Annotated in this window: 12 protein-coding genes; 10 read left to right on the top strand and 2 right to left on the bottom strand. The window is 57.2% G+C overall.

Annotation, left to right across the window (positions count from 1 at the left end):
- The first annotated feature begins 122 nt into the window (after positions 1-122).
- The 6 genes from VK725_RS06325 to VK725_RS06300 all read left to right on the top strand — a co-directional run bounded on the left by VK725_RS06325 (position 123) and on the right by VK725_RS06300 (position 12,698).
- Positions 123-3,077 (top strand): TonB-dependent receptor plug domain-containing protein, encoded by a 2,955-nt coding sequence (locus VK725_RS06325; RefSeq protein ID WP_325317212.1) that lies wholly within the window; start codon positions 123-125, stop codon positions 3,075-3,077.
- A gap of 81 nt (positions 3,078-3,158) precedes the next feature.
- Positions 3,159-5,384 carry a family 20 glycosylhydrolase gene (locus VK725_RS06320; RefSeq protein ID WP_325317211.1) on the top strand — a complete coding sequence of 742 codons (2,226 nt, stop codon included), beginning with the start codon at positions 3,159-3,161 and terminating at the stop codon, positions 5,382-5,384.
- 102 nt (positions 5,385-5,486) lie between these two features.
- Positions 5,487-7,181: an alpha/beta hydrolase gene (locus tag VK725_RS06315; RefSeq protein WP_325317210.1), complete on the top strand. Its 1,695-nt coding sequence runs from the start codon at positions 5,487-5,489 to the stop codon at positions 7,179-7,181.
- Between the two features lie 99 nt (positions 7,182-7,280).
- Positions 7,281-8,612, top strand: coding sequence for a hypothetical protein (locus VK725_RS06310; protein ID WP_325317209.1), 1,332 nt, complete (start codon positions 7,281-7,283; stop codon positions 8,610-8,612).
- A gap of 363 nt (positions 8,613-8,975) precedes the next feature.
- Positions 8,976-11,906, top strand: coding sequence for a TonB-dependent receptor (locus VK725_RS06305; protein WP_325317208.1), 2,931 nt, complete (start codon positions 8,976-8,978; stop codon positions 11,904-11,906).
- Between the two features lie 123 nt (positions 11,907-12,029).
- On the top strand, positions 12,030-12,698 hold the full coding sequence (locus VK725_RS06300; protein WP_325317207.1) for a hypothetical protein: 669 nt from the start codon (positions 12,030-12,032) through the stop codon (positions 12,696-12,698).
- 154 nt (positions 12,699-12,852) lie between these two features.
- Here the strand turns inward: VK725_RS06300 and VK725_RS06295 are convergent, their stop codons facing one another.
- Positions 12,853-15,177, bottom strand: coding sequence for an FdhF/YdeP family oxidoreductase (locus tag VK725_RS06295; protein ID WP_325317206.1), 2,325 nt, complete (start codon positions 15,175-15,177; stop codon positions 12,853-12,855).
- 310 nt (positions 15,178-15,487) lie between these two features.
- Complete coding sequence (locus tag VK725_RS06290; protein WP_325317238.1) at positions 15,488-16,327, bottom strand: alpha/beta hydrolase; 840 nt, start codon at positions 16,325-16,327, stop codon at positions 15,488-15,490.
- Between the two features lie 710 nt (positions 16,328-17,037).
- On the opposite strand from VK725_RS06290, the gene VK725_RS06285 reads away from it, so the two are divergent.
- The 4 genes from VK725_RS06285 to VK725_RS06270 form a co-directional block, all read left to right on the top strand.
- Entirely contained in the window at positions 17,038-17,511 is a 474-nt protein-coding gene (locus VK725_RS06285) for a cupin domain-containing protein (protein ID WP_325317205.1), read from the top strand.
- Positions 17,512-17,543: 32 nt separating this feature from the next.
- Complete coding sequence (locus tag VK725_RS06280) at positions 17,544-17,852, top strand: UBP-type zinc finger domain-containing protein (RefSeq protein ID WP_325317204.1); 309 nt, start codon at positions 17,544-17,546, stop codon at positions 17,850-17,852.
- 352 nt (positions 17,853-18,204) lie between these two features.
- Positions 18,205-18,987: a hypothetical protein gene (locus tag VK725_RS06275; protein WP_325317203.1), complete on the top strand. Its 783-nt coding sequence runs from the start codon at positions 18,205-18,207 to the stop codon at positions 18,985-18,987.
- Between the two features lies 1 nt (position 18,988).
- Positions 18,989-19,587 (top strand): 3-hydroxyacyl-CoA dehydrogenase NAD-binding domain-containing protein (locus VK725_RS06270; RefSeq protein ID WP_325317202.1); only part of this gene is annotated, 599 nt, incomplete at its 3' end.

The following is a 19,587-nucleotide window of genomic DNA, read 5'->3' as shown; positions in this document are numbered from 1 at the left end:
AAAGACGAACACCGATCCGCTTTCAGCGCGATCACAGACGAGCAAGCAAAAACGCCGATTTCGACTAAGTAGGGGATCGAATGCGGCAAGAGACACTTAAACTTCACCGGGAGGGGAGAAACATGAGCACTATCCGCGTACGCCGTGGCGTACTGGCCAGTTCCATGGCTTTGGCGCTGTTCGCGCCGCATGCTTTCGCACAAACATCGACAACGTCGACAACGTCTTCGAGCGATCAATCAACCACGCAGCAAAGCACCTCATCCAGCGGGCAGCCGGCCGGTCAGCAAAACGCGACGAAACTGCAGACAGTCACCGTCACCGGTTCGATGATCCCACGCGTGGAAATCGAAGGGCCTGCACCGGTCGAAATCGTCACAGGCGAACAGATCAAGTCAGAGGGCTTCACCACGCTGTGGGAATTCCTCGATTCGCTGCCGCAGTTTGGCCAGACGCAGGACCCGGCCAGTTGGGGTGCGACGTCGGTGAACGCGCGCTCGGTCAACCTGCGCAACCTGGGTGCTGGCTTCAGCCTGTTGATGATCGACGGACATCGCGTGGTGGACTACCCGCAGCCGTTGAACGCGCAGAGCAACTTCCAGAACTACAACAACCTGCCCACGGGCATGATCGACCACATCGAAATTCTGGCCTCCGGTGCCTCGTCGATCTACGGCTCGGACGCGATCGCGGGCGTGGTCAACGTGATCTTGAAGAAGAACTACCAGGGTGACGATCTCCAGGTGACTGGCGGTGGCGCCACCCGTGGCGGTCGCAGATACGGCGACATCAATTTCTCCGGTGGCAAGTCCGGCGAGAACTGGCACATCATCTACAACGCGGAGAAATCCAACCGCACGGCGCTGTGGGGTAGCGATCGTCCCTATCAGGACTCTGTGTCCGATGCGGGATACGGTTCGTGGAATCCGGCCGACCGCATGTTCGGCTACCAGTACGACGCGGCCAGCGCCATCGGCATCTCCGCGACGAACAGCTCGGGTCAATACATCACGCCTCAGGCAGGCAGCTGCTCGAAGTTCGGGAACAACTTCCAGCTCAGCCAGTCGCACACTGTCACCACCCAGGGCAACCAGATTACCGGTGTGACCGACAATGGTTACTACTGTTCGCAGCCGGCCCTGTTCAAAGACTGGGTGCTCACACCAGGCAGCCGCAACAACAGTGGCTTCGTGGCAGGCGAGTACGACTTCAAGAATGGCTTGCAGCTTTACGGCTCGGCGGCGCTGTATGACACGGTGGGCATTTCCAACACCCAGTTACCGGTATATGTCAGCCCTCAGTTTTACGACCAGACGACGGGGCAGGTCATCAATCAGGCTGTGCGCCAGTTGACCGCGCAGGAAATGGGCACGTCGGCTAACACCCACGATCGCGAGCAGAACTGGAACCTGCAAGCCGGCCTGCGCGGCACCTGGTTCGACGGCATGTTCAACTGGGATTTCAACCTCAACTCGCAGAAGTACACCGTGCGCGAGGACTTCACGGCCATCAATCCCGAGGCCATGACCAACTTCTTCCTCGGCAAGCAGTTGGGTACCAACGCCGCAGGTTTGCCCATTTACGCCATGAACTGGCAGCAGTGGTGGAACCCCATCACGCCCCAGCAATACGGCACGTTCGCAGCCAGTGGCGAGAACACCTCGACGTCGTGGCTGGACCAGGCGCAGTTCCGCGTCAACGGCGACCTGTACAAGTTGCCGTGGGTGAGCGAGGAGCCGATCGGCTGGGCAGCGGTGTTCGAAGCTGCGCACAACGGCTTCCTGCTTTCGCCCGATCCGCGCGGCGCCAATGGCGATACGTTCCAGAACCCGTTCGACGAATACAACACCGGTGGCGGCACTCGCCAGCGTTTCTCGTTCGGTACCGAGTTCCGCATGCCGATTCTGGATACGTTGACCTGGACTCTCTCCGGTCGCCTCGACAAGTACCGTGACGCCAGCAGCGCCGACGTCGCCCGCACCTGGGGCACCGGCATCGAGTGGCGTCCCATCGATAGTCTGCTGATTCGTGGCACCTACGGCACCAACTTCAAGGCGCCGGACATGCAGGCGATCTATCAGACCGGCTCCACGGAACCGCAGGGCGATTTCATCGATCCCTTGCAGTGCATCCAGGCCATCAAGGCCGGCCAGACCAACAGCACGTGGTGCTCGCAGGTACAACGTCCGCCCTCGCAGTACTACAACCTGGTCACAGGCGGCAGCCGCTACTTGTTGCCGCAGACTGGTCACTCCTGGACCTATGGTTTCGTGTGGCAGATTCCGGGCGTGGACGGCCTGTCGTTCTCCACCGACTACTGGCACATGGGCGTGGACAACTCCATCGAGTACCTCAGTCAGCAAACCGTGCTGACGGACGAGGCCGGCTGCATGACCGGCCTGCAGGCGAACGGCACGAGCGGCTTGCAGGCATATACCGCACACATCCCAGGGTCGGCGTATTGCCAGATGGTGGAGAAAATGGTCACGCGCAATGCGGCTGGCCTAATTACCGAAGTGCAGTCCGGTCCGATCAACGAGGCTTCGCTGTATGTGAGCGGTATCGATGCTTCGCTGGACTATAAGAAAGCGACCGAGTACGGCAACTTCCGCGGCAGCATCAACTACACCAACAATCTGTCGTACAAGCAGCGTGTGCTGGCCAACGACCCGCTACTCAATACGCGCTATAACCAAGTGGCGAGCAGGGTCAATTGGATTGCCGATTGGAACAAGGATCTCTGGAACGTGTCGGTGTCCGGCCAGCGCGACGGCACCTTGCGCTCTCCTGGCTACGGTGGTTGTGAAACGCTAGCCAACGGCATCCAGCCGAGCCTGGGCGATCCCGAATGCGTGGTCTACAACGGTCACGTCCCGATTTGGATCACCTGGAACGGCGCGGTCAGCTACCAGCTCTTGAAGCAAGTGAAATTGACCTTCGCCGTCAACAACATCTTCAACAAGGTTGCTGGAATCCCGTACTACGCCGGTGGCTTCGAGTTCGTCACGACGGGGCAGAGCGCCGACGAATACAACGGTCGCGAGGTCTTTTTGTCGGTTGATTGGAAGATCGATTGAGGTAAGCAATCCAAGCGAGCCCGGCCAAAAGCCGGGCTCGCTTGCTTTGAGCGGTATGTTTGAACAGATGGAGTTTTGCGGATGTCGAAGTCGTTGCTTGCTTACTGCTTTGGTGCCTCGGTCCTGATGACGAGCTTATGTGCGTCCGCCGAGATCTCGATCATCCCGGAACCGCAACATATAGAAGCTGGGCAGGGCAGCTATCAACTTGATGCCAACACTGGTATCGACGCCCCGGGCGATGCACGAGCGCGCGAAATCGTCTCTTTTTTGCGCGAGGCAGTCCGCGATCAGACGGGCATACAGCTTTCCGGAAGTGTGCATGCACACGGTATCGCGCTGGCGATCGATCCCTCTGTGAAGGGCGATGAAGCCTACCGGCTTTCTGTTACGCCCCGTGGTGTAATCATTCAGGCCTCTACCGACACGGGGCTGTTCTGGGGTGTTCAAACGCTGCGTCAACTGTTGCCGCTTGAGCACGGCTCACCAGCCGCGATTCCCTCGGTCCAGATCGAGGACGCTCCGGCTTTTGCCTATCGCGGTTTCATGCTCGATGTGGGCCGGCATTTCTATCCGGTTTCCTTCATCAAGAAGCAGCTCGATCTGTTGAGCTACTACAAGATAAACACATTTCACTGGCATCTGACGGAAGACCAGGGCTGGCGTCTGCAAATCAAGCACTATCCCAAACTGACCGGCGTGGGTGCATGGCGTACCGAAGAGGACGGCACGCGCTACGGCGGCTTTTACACGCAAACACAGGTTCGCGACGTGGTGCAGTACGCGCGTCAGCGCAACATCATGGTCGTTCCCGAAATCGAAATGCCGGGGCACAGCCTGGCCGCATTGGCGTCGTACCCGGAACTCTCCTGCACGAAGCAACCCTTGACGGTCGCCATCACCTGGGGCGTCTTCAAGGATATCGATTGCGTGGGCAACAAAAGTACCTTCACATTCCTGCAGAACGTATTGGATGAGGTCATTAATCTTTTCCCGTCGTCGTATATACACATCGGCGGCGACGAGACGCCGAAGGATCGTTGGAAAGACTGCGCATCATGTCAGGCGCTGATGAAAGAGCAGGGCCTGCAAGACGAAGAAGGACTGCAAAGCTATTTCATCCGGCAAATTCAGGCTTATCTCGCCAGCAAGGGCAAAACGTTGGTGGGCTGGGACGAAATTCTCGAGGGCGGTGCCGACAAAAATGCCATCGTCGAAATCTGGCGCGGCGACGACGAAGCGCATAAGGCGCTCGCCAATGGCAACCGCATTATTGTCGCAGGCCCGTTTTACCTCGATGCGCCGCTGGATAAGCTGACCATCAAAAACGTCTATAGCACGGACATAACCGGTGGAAACACAGACGCATTCCTGCAAAGCCATCGCGCGCAAATTCTGGGTGGCGAAGCGCCGTTGTGGAGCGAACGTGCCAATCCGCTGAATGCCGAATGGAAAATCTACCCGCGCATCCTTGCGCTCGCTGAAAACCTATGGACGGGCGGAACCCACGACGCCGTTGCCTACGCCGATTTTGAACATCGACTGCAAGCTCAATACGGCTGGTTGGGTGCGCAGCACGTGGCCTACGGTCCGGAAGACCAGCCCGTCGTGAGCTACACCATGGGCCTTGATGCGCAACAGAATGATTGGCAGCTCAAAGCCGTGCGTGGATTTCCCGATCTTCAGAATCATTACACGCTGGACGGTTCGGAACCGACGATAAAGTCGCCGTCTTTTGACGATACGTTGACGATCAAAAAAGCCGGCATCGTGAAAGTCACGCCATTTCTTCACGGTGTTCCTTATGACAAGGCCAGCTCTTTCACCCTGGTAGACAATCTCGCCTTTGGTAAACCGATTACGTTTTCCAATCCGGTAGCGTCACAGTACGGAGCGGGCGACGTGCTCGTGGACGGCATCATGGGAAGCGACGAGTTTTACGACGGACGTTGGGCTGCTTGGCACGATAGCGATTTCCGCGCCACGATCGATCTGCAGCGGGCCACGACGTTTCACGCTATCGACGTCAATTTTTTACTGCGGCCCAATTCGCGAATTCTGCTACCCAAAGAGGTGTACTTCTTTGTGTCCATGGACGGTAAGAACTGGACGCCTCTTTACACCGATATGCCAACGCCGGACTTTTCATCACCGTTGCGCGTTCAACCGATCAGTTTTGTCTCGCCGCAACCTGTAACGGCCCGCTACGTGCGTGTCAATGCAGAGAGAACCCAATCGGCACCGGCATCCTATTCGGGTGGTGCAAAAAATACGTGGCTTTTCGTCGATGAGATTCTGGTTCATTAACATCGAGGTTTAGTGCTTGCTGTCATGACGGAAGGCTAGCAAACTTGCGGGGGTAACACGTTTCTCGACGATCCGGTTACCCAACCACGCGGGATTACCAGCATGACGTGTCGCTCGGGCATACGGCTTATTATTCGCTGTCTGGCGAGCCTGTTCGCCCTCGTTGTGATGCACGGCTGCACGACGCTCACACCTTCGGCAACGGTGAAGGGACCCGGCCACGGTGTTTCAACGGAAGAAGCGCTCAAGCTCGCCATGACGTGGGCGTCGCAAGCCCCAACCTTGCACAATATCGACGCACAGACTAACGCGTGGATGCGCTGCGCCGTTCTTGCACACGATGCGATGGCCAGCGACCAAGCCTCCACACGGGAAGCCGCTGCATCGCTCGCGACAAGCTGCAGTCGCTGGTACATCGATACCTTGGCTCAGGGCGATGTGATCGACGTGCGTGCCGGGCATGCATTGCTCGGCCATCGCATCGTTCGAGTCGAATTTCGTGGGCTCCCCGAGAGCCTTGGCGACCACGTATGGTTAGAGTCTTCCGGTCAGGTTTCGGTGGAAATCTTCGGGGGCGTGCGTCATCGCCATGATGGTTTCGGCGTTCCGCTCGTCGCCTTCGCACCCACCTGCACAAATCGGCCAGTCTGCGCGCTGTATCCGCCGGAAGGTATATTTCGTCCCGCGACCTTCTGGCTGGAAGGTGCTCCGGATGGCGCTCACAAGGGCGAGGAGCCGGTATTCGTTCTCCAGTATTCCGTGACACAACCGGACGATCAGGTCGGCACGCAAATATATCGCCTTGCCGACGATCTTTCCGCACCTTACGCACAGCTCATTGAACACTCCAACTTGCGGCGCCTGGGATGGTGGGGGTTGATCGGCGGCACCGCAGTGGGCCACCGTGCTGGCGTGTTTTTGCTTGACGATTACGACCCCACCAAGACACCCATCATCATGATTCACGGGCTTGCCAGCAGTCCGCGAATCTGGGCGCGCCTAAGCAATGCCATCATGGGCGATCCGCAGCTGCACAAGCGATATCAGATATGGCACGTGGTCTATCAGACCAACGCGCCGTTGCTTATCGAACGGTATCGCGTTCAGACGTATCTCGACACAACCTGGAAGAGGGTCGATCCCGACGGTACCGCTCCGGCGAGAAAAGGCGACGTGCTGATCGGCCACAGTCTGGGTGGCGTCATTGCACGTCTGTTATGCGCTCAAAGCGTTCCGGCACTGTGGAGCGCAGCGTTTACCGTGCCATTCGAAAGCCTGCACGATAATGATCAAGACCTCGCGTTGCTCAGGGATATTTTCGAGTTCGCGCCATATCCGGGCATCGATGAAGAAATCTTCATGGCCGCGCCGCAGCATGGAAGCCCCGCTGCCGGCTATTGGTACGGGCGCATTGCGCAAAGTCTGGCCTGGGAAGAAGTCCCCGAGCTTGCGGGCCTTAGACGCGTGGCCAAAGAAAACCCAAACGCCATTCAAATCGAGCTTCTTCGGGACTTCAGATTGGGGCACCTAAGCAGTCTCACGTCTCTCTTGCCCGACGAACCCGTCACCAAAGTGGACTCGCAACTTCTCCCCGTAGCCGGTGTGCGTTATCACACCATTGCGGGTGTACTTCCGGGACGAAAGCCGCCCGGTGACGGATTCGTACCACTAAGCAGCGCCTTGATTCCCGGTGCTGCATCCACGTTGATCGTGCAATCGGATCATCAAGTACCCAATAACGCGCAGGCCATCGCCGCGGTGCTCGATATTCTTCGCCATCACGACACAACCCCATAGACGCGGCACACGCTGGGGTCTTGCGAATTGAGTAGAGTGCAACGCATCTCGATCCACGGATACCGACCGATGCTTCGTTGTACCGCTTGGGCACGATGGATGGTTGCGACGCTCATCGTGCTGTCATGGCAACCGGGTATTGCAGGCGCCGCCGCACCGCCGGTATCGGTTACGCTTGGCCATTCAGTCGCCGCGCTCAATGGTCCGTGGAAATTCCATGCAGGCGACGATCCGAATGGGGCGAATCCGGATGCTGACGACGCCTCATGGGAAACGGTCGACCTGACACCCTTACCGGGTGCGCACGATTCAGATGTTGGCCTTTCCGGTTACGTGGCGGGATGGCAGGCGAGGGGCTACCGCGGTTACGTTGGTTATGGCTGGTACCGGTTGACGCTTACCGTGAACGCGCCTGCCGGTAGCGCACTCGCATTGAGCGGGCCACCGGATGTCGATAGCGCTTATCAAGTGTTTCTCGATGGGCATCTGCTGGGCGGTATCGGCGACTTTTCCGGTCGCACACCCATCGCCTACAGCATCCAGCCACGTGTATTTGAATTGCCCGCCACGGTCGTGAGCGGACATCCCGTTGTGCTCGCCATAAGAGTCTTCATGGGGCCTTGGGATATCGGTGCCGATGACGCAGGTGGTATCCATATCGCGCCAGCCATCGGAGAGCGCAGCGGCGTCGAAGCGCAATACCGGATGCAATGGCTAGAGACGGTGAAGGGTTACATCGTTGAAGTCGTGGAGGCATTCCTGTTTCTTTTGCTCGCGTTGATGTGTCTCAGTTTGCTTCCCTTTGATCGCTCCCATACCGCGTACAGCTGGTTTGCGCTGGCGTTGCTACTTGTCGCTGCGTATCGCGCCAATCAGGCGTTTTTCTACTGGGGGCAATTTGAATCCATCCACACATTCGAATTTGTCAGCTATGTGATGTTGGTGCCATTGTGTCTTGGCACATGGGTGATGGCTTGGCGTGCGTGGTTCGAGGTAAACCAGCCTTACTGGTTACGCCAGTCCATCGTGATACTTACGCTCATTTATGTTGTCGCTCAGTTCTTGAATTGCTCGTGGTTTTACGACGTGTTGCCGTCGTGGACAGCAACGTTAGTCGGCTGGTTGGCGACGACCGTACGCGCGATGCTCTTGCTTGCACTGAGTTTCATCGTTGTTCGCGGAATGCAGAAGATGGGCAGAGAAGGGTGGTATGCGCTACCTGCCATCGTTTTCATTTCCATCGGCCTGTTCGCGCAGGAGCTCTCGGCGATACACGTTCCCGGCATCTGGTTCCCGTTCGGTACGGGCGTGTCGCGTACACAATATGCCTACCTGGCATTCGACATCGCTTTCGCAATCTTGCTTGCGCAACGTTTGCGGCGATTTGCGCGCAAAAACCGGGACGTGGATGGCGAGCTGCTCGTGCATTGATCCATCCTGCGCCGCCTAAAAAGTGTCATGACTCTTTTTCAGCGCATTGCATTCGGCGTTGTGTTGCGTCGCCTTGGTTTTCACCCTGTAAAAAATTGGCATCAACAATTTTCCGTGAATTGGTTATGGATGCTGCGTGCGCAGGTGCCTAGCCTCATACATAAAAGGAGCGTGAGAAAGTTGTAGTAGTCACGTTCCTTAACGCCACGACAGTTTCAAGGGCCAGCTACCTCACCCCGCAGGCTGGCTTTCCCCCCATGTGGTCGCCTGCGGGGCTTTTTCTACAACGTCTAGCGTACGACGAAGCGACCTGTTTGCAGGTCGTTGCGGCTTGTTGTTGCCCCCAAAATGAGGACGGCCACGATGACATCGCACATCCACAGCGGATACATCCGCCATTGCACACGCCACCTTGTACGCACACCGGTATCGACGCTCATCGGCCTCGCGCTGGCCGCAAGCAGCATGGTGACAATCGCCCAGAGCACGACAGGAGCCTCGCCACCTGCGCAACAAAGCCAAACACCGACGCCGGCACCGCCATCCTCGCAAAATGCGCAGCAGTTGCAGACCATCACCGTAACGGGTTCGGCGCTCCCGCGCGTGGACACCGAAACGCCATCGCCCGTAACGGTGATCACCGCCCAGCAGATTGCACGCAGCGGCTTCACCACGGTTTCCGACGTGGTCCGCTCCATCTCCGCCGATAACAGCGGCAGCTTGCCAACGTCCTTCACCGGCGCGTTTGCGGCAGGTTCGTCCGGTGTCGCGTTGCGTGGCTTGACGGTGAATTCGACGCTGGTGTTGGTCGATGGCAAACGCCTCGCCAGCTATCCGTTGGCAGACGACGGCGAACGTTCGTTCGTGGACTTGAACACGATTCCGCTGGCCTCGGTGGAACGCATCGAAGTGCTGAAGGACGGTGCTTCTTCAATCTACGGTGCCGATGCCATTGCAGGCGTAGTGAATATCATCATGAAGCCCGGTTACCAGGGCGTAGAAGGCACTATCGACGTGGGCAACTCACAGCACGGCGGTGGCTTCACCAAGAAAGCGACATTCCTGGCAGGTGGCGGCGATCTCAATACGGATCACTACAACGCCTACTTCAGTGCGCAGTATGAAAGCGACAACGTCATCTACAACAGAGAGCGCAGCTTTCCGTTCAACACGGCCAATCTGAGTTCCATTGGCGGCTTCAACCTCAATGGCGGTCAGGGCACCAATACCAGTAATTTCCCAGGCTCCGTGTACGGGTCCGTCGCGCCAGGCACGCTGACCAATCCTGCACAGGGCTTCGTCGGCGGTGTCACGCAGATCCCCGGTTCGCTCTACTCCCCGTTGCGTCCGTGTGGCGCGGGCTCGTTCAATACGACCAACTCAACTGGCTCGTATTGCGAACAGGACTTCATCAATCAATACAACCAGGTTCAACCGAAGACGCAGAACGGTGGTTTGTACGGCCGTATCACCGTCAAGATCAATGACACGACCAAGGCCTATCTCTCCGCCAGTTACATGGAGCAGAAGACGTACACAATCATCGCGCCTCCCGCGCAGATTCAGACACTGGTCCCGAACAATACCAACGGTATCGCGCTTCCGCCGGTGCTAACCACGGGCCCGAATGCCGGACAACTGAATCCCAACGATCCTTACGCAGCTGCCGGCGAATACGCACTACTCAACTATGCTTTTGGCCAGTTGGGCGGCACCGGTGCCAACTACGACAATCACAATCTACGGGTTGTAGGCGATGTCTCCGGTACAGCGGGCGATTGGAACTTCGATGCATCCGTTGCATTGAATCATGTTTGGTTGAACGTCGATAACTTCGGTTTTCTCAGCTATCCGGCTTTATTGAATGCCATCACCAGTGGTTCATACAATTTCATCAACCCGGGTGCCAACAGTTCTTCCGAACTCAACACATTAGCGCCGGCCATTACCAAGACCTCGACCTCCGACATGGATGTGCTGGATTTGACTGGCAACCGCGAGCTTTGGGATTTGCCAGGCGGCCCCATGGGACTGGCGATTGGTACACAGGTGCGGCACGAAGCGCAGAACGATCCCGCGCTCAACCCAGATGACGTCTATCAAGGACTCGGCATAGCGCAGACCAAAGGCTCGCGTGATGTCGCAGGTGTCTACGCCGAGTTCGACATGCCGTTGCTCGATTCGCTGGAAGTCGATGCGTCGGGCCGTTTCGACCACTACTCCGATTTCGGCAATAACTTCTCGCCGAAGATTGGCTTCAAATGGAAACCGCTGGATTGGGTTGCTATTCGCGGTACGTACTCTAAGGGCTTTCGCGCCCCGAGCTTTTCCGAAAACGGTTCAAGCTCCGCAGAGGGTTTCATCCCAGAATACGTCGCGCCGCTCAACTACCAGGCGGACCACAACTTCAGCACGTATGCCACCACGCCGTATTCGCTCGCCGAATACAGCCTGGCGAATCACAACATCAAGCCCGAGAAAGCAAGAAACTTTACGTTCGGTGTTGTCGTTCAACCCACTAGCTGGCTTAACGCATCGCTGGACTACTACAACATCGTCAAGAGCAACGTCATCGTCACGCCGGACTTCAATGACGCGATCGCCGAGTACTACGCGAACAATGGTGTGATCAGCATTCCGGGTATCACTGCCGTTCGAGACGTTCCCGATCCGGCAGCGCCCAATGCATTGCCGCGCGCAATCGAGTTGATTGGCGAATACACCAACGCCAATTACCTCAAGACCACCGGCGTCGATCTGGACCTGCAAGTGCATTTCGACTTCGGTGGCGGCTTTCATTACACCAGCGAACTGCAGGGCACGCAGATTTTTGAGTGGTACCTCGTTGAACCGAACGGCTCGAAGGAGACTTACGTCGGCACGCAGGGCCCGTACAACCTGTCATCGGGCGCCGGCACGCCGCGTACCAAAGGATCGTGGTCGAACACGATCGAATACGGCCCGGCGACAGTCACCGGCACCTTCTACTACACAAGCGGCATGTCCGAAATTGGTGAGGATCTCGGCTTCTATCCTGGTTCATGCGAAGCCCTGAACACGGAGGGCCAGTTCTTCCCATCCAACTGCCGCACAGGCTCGTTCACGGATTTCGACCTGGTGGGTAGCTACGCCATCAACCAGCACATCAGCGTCACCGCGTCGATCATGAATGTGTTCGATCGCAAGCCGCCTTTCGATCCCGCCAACTATGCAGCCATCAACTACAACCCGACGTATGCCTTCGCAGGCATCGTGGGCCGCTTCTGGAATGTCGGTGTGAAGCTTAAATTCTGATTTGCGCTTACTGTATGAGGACAAGGGTCACGCCTTCGTGCGCGGCCCTTGTTATTTGAAGACTGGGCATTCGAAAGGTGTGCCGCAGCCGATTAGACTAGGGGCGATCCTCCGGAGGTCCCTATGCGCAACCTCGATTTCAGCTCGTGGCAGGCACTCCTTTCGACGCTCGTGGGTCTGGCCGTTGTCTCGCTGATCATGGTAGGCATACGCCTGTTGCTGATGCAGACGGTGCAGCACAAACGGGAGCGGGATAATCGCCAGATCAACGAGCGTTTGCGCACGCTTATTGCTGCGTATAAGACGCTCGGCGGCTCCTTTACGGGCAACCTCGCCGTGGACCCCACTCATCTGCGTGATCTGAAGCGCCGCGAAGAAAATGCCGATAATGAGAGGGCGCAGATCGGTTCCGATCGCTCAAGGCGGATGCGCGATGCGGTTGAGGCTGCCTTGTCCGACATCATTCTTCTTGGCACGGAAGAACAAGTGAAGCTTGCTACGACTGCCGCGACGGAACTCATCGCCGGACGCCCTGTTCACACGGCAGAACTGGTGGTGTCGTTGCGCAACTTCATACGCGAAGTGCTGGACCTTGAACCCGTGCCGCAACATCTATCCATTCCCAAACAAGGCCCGCTGCGTCCTTCCGCATCGCGTGGAAAAGGAGAGGGCGGTTCGAAGGAAGAGGGGAAGCGTGGCGGTGCCGGGATGGGCGGCGGTGGCATGGGAGGTGGCGGGATGGGGGTTCGTAGCGATCCATTTGCCAACGATGAGCAAGATCATCATCGTTAGTGCGCTCGTGCGTTGATATCGAGAGTGAACTTTCAAACCAGCTCGGAGAGTCTCAGCGAAGCGGCATCTACTCCCTCCCATGCTTGCAGGGGAGGGAGCGAATCCGCGCACATTTGAAATTCGCAGCGCAGCAGAAAAGACTTTGAATAATCTCTTAGACGTCGAGCGGCACGTTGGTCTTCGTCGACGCACGAAGCGCAACAGGCACCGATTTATACGAAGGCGTACCCGATTCCTGATCGAAGTTTTCCAATCCGACCAGGCAGTTTCCTTCGGGGTAATACATGGCCACCGTACCTTGTGCGATGGGATAGCTGACGGCGATGAAACCACGCACAGCGCGAGGCGTGCCATCGTGCGCAACCGCGCCGGGACCGATCACTTCTACATCGATGCGCTCGCCGTGCGATAAACCCGATGCCTTCAGATCGTCGGGGTGGATGAAGATCACATCGCGTCGCCCGGTAATGCCGCGATAACGATCGTTCAAGCTGTAAATCGTGGTGTTGTATTGATCGTGCGACCGCACCGTCGTCAATGTCAGGTACGTGCCGACAAGCTGCGGATCTTCGTCTATGGAACGCGCGATAAGAAAATGAGCCTTGCCATCGAAGGTTGCCCACTTGCGCTCGCACGCTGGGATATACAAACGAAAGCCGCCCGGGTGGCGGATGCGCTCGTTGTAATCCTTGAAGGCGGGATAGACCACCTCGATCTTGTCGCGGATGCGGTCGTAGTCACCGACCAGTGCGTCCCAATCCACGCGCGTATTCGGTAACGTCGCTTTGGCTATCTGCGCAACGATCCACGGTTCCGAGCGCAAATGCTCGGACGCAGGCATCAGGCCACCTTCGGAGGCATGCACCATCGACATCGAATCTTCGACGGTAACCGATTGAGCGCCGCTGCCCTGCAAATCCTGCTCGGTGCGGCCGAGACAGGGCAAAAGGATGGCTTCTTTACCGATGATCAGGTGGGACCGATTGAGCTTCGTGGCAATATGCACCGACAAGTCGAGCTTGCGCATTGCTTCGAACGTCGCGTCAGGATCGGACATCGCCACCGCAAGATTCCCGCCCAAACACAGCAGTACCTTGGAATGGCCATCGCGAATCGCCTGAATCGCGCGTACCGCATCATGCCCGTGATGTTTGGGCGGACTGAACCCAAACGCACGCTCGATACCTGCCACAAGCGCATCATCCGGCTTTTCGGTAATGCCCACGGTGCGATTGCCTTGAACATTCGAATGACCGCGCAAGGGACAAATACCAGCGCCTTCGCGCCCGATGTTTCCCCGCAACATCAAAAGATTGGCGATTTGCTGCACGTTTTCCGTGCCATGCGCGTGTTGGGTAATGCCCATGCCGTAACACACGATCACGCGCTTGGCCTGTCCATAGATTCGCGCGACGTCTTCAACCTGGGCGCGCGTCAAGCCTGATTTGATTTCGATGTCTTCCCATCGCGTGCTGTCGATATCCGCTCTAAGCGCATCGATACCGATCGTATGTTCTCTGATGAATTCCCAATCGATCAAACCGGAACCGCCACCTTCAAGGTCGCGTGCATCCTCTTCAAACAGCCACTTCATCATCCCTTTAAGGAACCCCAAATCACCGCCGCATTTGATTTGGTAGAACGTTGAAGCCAGCGGCGTGGAAAGACCCGCCACCATTTCAACCGGATCCTGCGGCGCAGTGAATCGCTCAAGTCCACGCTCGGGCAGCGGGTTGATCGCCACAATGGGTACGCCGCGTTTGGCGACTTCGCGAAGCGTGCTCAGCATGCGGGGGTGATTGGTCCCAGGATTGTGACCAATGCAGAAGAGGGCATCGCAGTGATCGAAGTCTTCTAGTGTCACGGTACCTTTACCGACACCGATCGATTGCGGAAGACCGACGCTCGTCGCCTCGTGGCACATATTCGAGCAATCGGGAAAATTGTTGGAGCCATATTCCCGAACGAAAATCTGATAAAGAAAGGCCGCTTCATTCGATGCACGGCCGGAGGTGTAAAACTCCGCCATGTTGGGATCCGGCAGCGCGTTGAGCGCAGAGCCAATGCGCCTTGCCGCTTCCTCCCACGCGATGGGCACATAGGTATCGCTACCGGCGTCGTACGCCATCGGATGCGTAATGCGGCCAAGGCCTTCCAGCGCATAGTCCGTCAAATGCCAAAGTGACGACACCGTATTGGCAGCGAAGAACTCCGGTTTCACTCGCTTCGCCGTCGCTTCCCACGAAACGGCTTTGGCGCCGTTCTCGCAAAACTCGAACGAGCTCGTTTCCTTGGGATCGGGCCACGCGCAACCCGGGCAGTCAAAACCATGCGGCTGATTTACGCGTCGGAGTGCGGAGGTTTCGCGCCCGACAGCGAGTTGGCCCTGCAATGCTTTCGCGACAGCGCGCAGCGCGCCCCATCCACCGGCGGGACCATCGTACGTGCCAACGCCAGGCACCTTCGTCTCGTCGGCCATAACCATTACTCGAGCGGTGAGGGGACTCCATTCTACGCCATACCCAAGGGCGCGGATTGTTTAGGCAACGCTGAAGAGGAGGCCAAAATGCCCGGCGAAACCCCTCACTGTCCGTATCGAATGTTCTGGCCTTCGGGATGCCCACCGACGCGTTAGCGTGACGTCAAACAATTGAAAGCAATAAGTGGAACATTTATGCAGCCCCTTAGCGACGAGCTAGGGGAAGAGGCACGGCGCTGCCGCAAGGAAGCCGCTCAGACATCGGAGCGCGGGGGTGCGGCCTCTCCTTATCGGAGAGGCCGTGCCATCACTAGCGCTTGATGAAGGCCAGAATGTCGGTATTGATGACATCCGCGTGAGTCGTCATCAACCCGTGTGGGAAACCCGGATAGATTTTGAGCGTGGCATTCTTGAGCAGTTTGGCCTGCAGTAATGAAGCGTCTTTGTACGGAACGATTTGATCGTCGTCGCCCTGCATCACGAGGGTTGGTACCGTGATCGCTTTCAGATCGTCCGTTTGATCTGTCTCCGAAAAGGCCTTGATGCCTTCGTAGTGCGCGAGCGCGCTGCCCATCATTCCCTGGCGCCACCAATTCTGGATGATTCCCTGCGAGGCCTTTGCGCCGGCTCTGTTGAAGCCATAAAACGGGCCTGAAGGAACATCGAGGAAAAATTGCGCCCGATTGGCCGCTAGCGCCTTGCGAAGGCCATCGAATACGTCGATGGGAGTGCCGTCCGGGTTGTTCGCGGTCTTGAGCATGAGCGGAGGAACGGAGGCGAGAAGCACCGCCTTGGCGACGCGTCCCTGAGGCTCGCCATACTTCGCGACATAGCGCGCCACCTCGCCGCCACCCGTCGAATGGCCGATGTGGATCGCATTTCTTAGATCCAGATGCTCGGCCACTGCGGAGGCGTCGGCCGCGTAATGGTCCATGTCATGACCGGTGTCCACTTGCGAGGAGCGACCGTGGCCACGCCGGTCATGCGCGACGACGCGATAGCCGTTGGCAACGAAGAACAGCATCTGCGTGTCCCAGTCATCCGACGACAAGGGCCAGCCATGGTGAAACACGACAGGCTGCGCGTCTTTCGGACCCCAATCTTTATAGAAGATTTCAACACCATCTTTCGTGACAATCTTGCTGCTCATCATCTGTCGGCCTTGAGTGGATGGATGCGTTGAATTCGCGGGCGCCGCGCTCGCTGCGCCTGTCGAAGAAAGCAGGGGTATCGCGATGGAGGCAGCAGCTACCGCACTGGCGCCGATCACTACCTTACGACGCGACGCGCAGAGGACGTCGACTTTATCTTTACTATTCATGGCAACCCTCCGATAAGGGAGACGCGAAATATACCTGGCCCTCAATGCAGATGAATGACCAGATCCTGGAAAATAATCGCGACGTATTTGCTTCATCGTCTTCGTGATGCCCAATACCTTGTGTCGAACAGTGCCTGCTGGGGCAAGCATGCATACAGGGCGTTCTATGTAGGCCGAGCAACTAACTATCCGGGTGCAAGCTTTCTGTCTCGTCCAAATGTACTCATGGACACGTTAATCAAACTTCGCCTCCAGCTCAGGCTGAAGAATGGACTCTTTAGGCGCACAAGCGCTGTCACTTTCAACATCATTTTGACTAAAAATGATGCTTTTACGCGGATGCCGTTTTACGCACTCAGACAGCCTGGATATCCAATTTGTCGAACAATCGTCCATTTAGCAACAATCTGCGGCTTGCGGAGTGGACTAGCGCGAAAAAAGGGCGCAGAGTACTTTTTCGTATAGGAACTAACTCTGACCTTTTTGCGTTTTCCATGGTTGTAACGGGGCAATACCGTTTCGCCTCGAAGGAGGATGTCATGGTGCGTGCGTCAGAAACCAAAAAGACGGGTGCTACACAAATCAGTCGCATCCATCAGCCAGATCAGGATCGATTTCATGCGATCCGAAGCGACGAGATCAAGTGGACGACATTCGCGGCATACCCGCCGGGTGTCGGTCTCGCGATCCTCGTGGGCGATCCGTCCAAACCAGGGCCTTATACGATCCGTGTAAGGGTGCCGGGCGATGTGAAAATGATGCCGCACAAACATCCCGAAGACCGCATCTACACGGTGATATCGGGCGTGTTCTACATCGGGCTTGGAGAAGAGTTTGATGAAAGTAAATTGGTTGCTTACGCGCCAGGAAGCGTCGTGATACTGCCGGGCAACCAATCCCACTTCCATTGGGCAAAATCTGGCGAATATATAAGCCAAGTCACTGCGATAGGTCCTTTGGGCATGGACTACGTCGACCCCGACAACGATCCGCGCATTTCCAAGCGTCATTAATTGCGCTTCATTCGCCGTCTGCGGAGTGCCCGATGACCACCCATTGTCCCCATTTTGCGTCTATCCGAGATGTCACGCCGCATACGCGCGGCTGCGAGGAATGTCTCAAGTCGGGAGACACCTGGCTGCACTTGCGCCTGTGTCGCACGTGCGGTCACGTGGGCTGTTGCGATCAGTCACCAAACCGTCATGCAACCGCGCACTTCCATCACACCAAACACCCTATCATCGAAGGCTACGATCCGCCGGAAGGTTGGGGCTGGTGCTATGTCGATGAAGTCATGTTCGATTTAAGCGATCGCGTCACGCCGCAGGTCGGCCCGATTCCGCGCTACTACTGAACATCGCTTCTCGCGCTTACGTTCAAAACGAAGCAAAAACCAAATAACAACCAAGACGTGACCGATGTGCTTCGGCTCGACACATCGAGTAGAAACACAATCATTCTTGCGATGATAGTTTCGTTCTATACGGCAACCACTCTTCGCTGCACCGTAACGGCAGAGCTCTGAACGATGTCGTGTCAGAGCGCCACACAGGTGCTGCATGTCCGAAGCTATCAAAGAAAACCATCGAAGCGCTGCCGCTAACGCCACCGTATCTCGTCTCTTCGTGCTTGAGCTAAACGCCGGGCACATCCACTCCATGAATACGGATGGTTCCGACAAAAAAACCATCGTGACGGACTGTCGCTTGCCCGATGGCATCGTCGTCGACGTTGAAGCGGGCCACATCTATTGGACCAACATGGGTGTGCCAAATCTAAACGACGGATCGATCGAGCGCGCCGATATCGACGGCAAGAACCGGACGACCATCGTCGCGAAGGGCGACACCCATACGCCGAAGCAGATCATCGCCGACAAGAGCGCGGGCAAACTTTATTGGTGCGACCGCGAAGGCATGCGCGTCATGCGCTGCAACCTTGATGGCTCGCAATTGGAAACGCTTGTTGAATCTGGCCATGGTGAATCCGATAGCCGGGATCCGAAACGTTGGTGCGTTGGGTTAACGATCGATGCGAAACGCGGACAGATCTACTGGACGCAAAAGGGCCCCGATAAAGCGGGGCTCGGTCGTATCTTCCGCGCCAATCTCGACATTCCCGTAGGCCAAACTGCAGCGAGCAGAACCGACATCGAGGTTTTCTTCGACGGTCTGCCGGAGCCAATCGATCTTGAGCTCGATGCGGAAAACCGCGTGCTGTACTGGACGGATCGGGGCGATGCGCCGCGCGGCAATACCGTCAATCGCGCCTCCATCGACAACAAGCCGGCCGAACCACAGATCCTTATCCGGCATCTGATGGAAGGCATTGGCATTGCCCTGAATGTGGCAACCGACCGGATGTATGTGACCGATCTTGGGGGATCGATTTACTCCGCACGGCTCGATGGATCCGATAAGGAGAACGTCCGTTACGCGCAGGGCAACCTGGCCGGCATCGCATACGCCGAAATTCCCAAGGAGAAGTGAGATGTCACAACACAAGCCCATTCGTCGCGTTGCCATTATCGGCACCGGAGTCATCGGTGCCAGCTGGGCCTCACTCTTCCTTGCCAAGGGTCTTGATGTCGTAGCAACCGACGTTGCGCCGGGCGCGGAAGCAGCGCTGAGACACTTCGTTTCAACCGCATGGCCGGCACTGCAACGACTCGGCCTCGCACCGGGTGCCTCACAGGATCGGCTGTCATTCACCGCCTCGCTTGCTGACGCTGTGAAGGACGCCGACCTCGTGCAGGAAAACGGCCCCGAGAAAATCGACTTCAAGAAAACGCTCTATCGTCAACTGGACGAATTGCTGCCTGCCAACGTCATCATCGCTTCAAGCTCATCGGGTTTGACGATGAGCGAAATCCAGTCGGCATGCACAAATCATCCCGAGCGCTGCGTCCTCGGTCATCCTTTCAACCCCCCGCATCTGGTCCCGTTGGTCGAGATTGTCGGCGGCGCAAAGACATCGAAAGATACGATCGAGCGCGTCGACGAATTTTACACAAGCCTCGGCAAGCGAACGGTCCGCGTGAACAAGGAGGTGCCCGGGCATGTAGCCAATCGTCTGCAAGCTGCGCTGGC

This window comes from Dyella sp. (genome assembly GCF_035486915.1).
GTDB lineage: Bacteria > Pseudomonadota > Gammaproteobacteria > Xanthomonadales > Rhodanobacteraceae > Dyella_B.
Note: the sequence above shows the minus strand (reverse complement) of the source record. Positions and strands in the feature narration are given on the sequence as shown.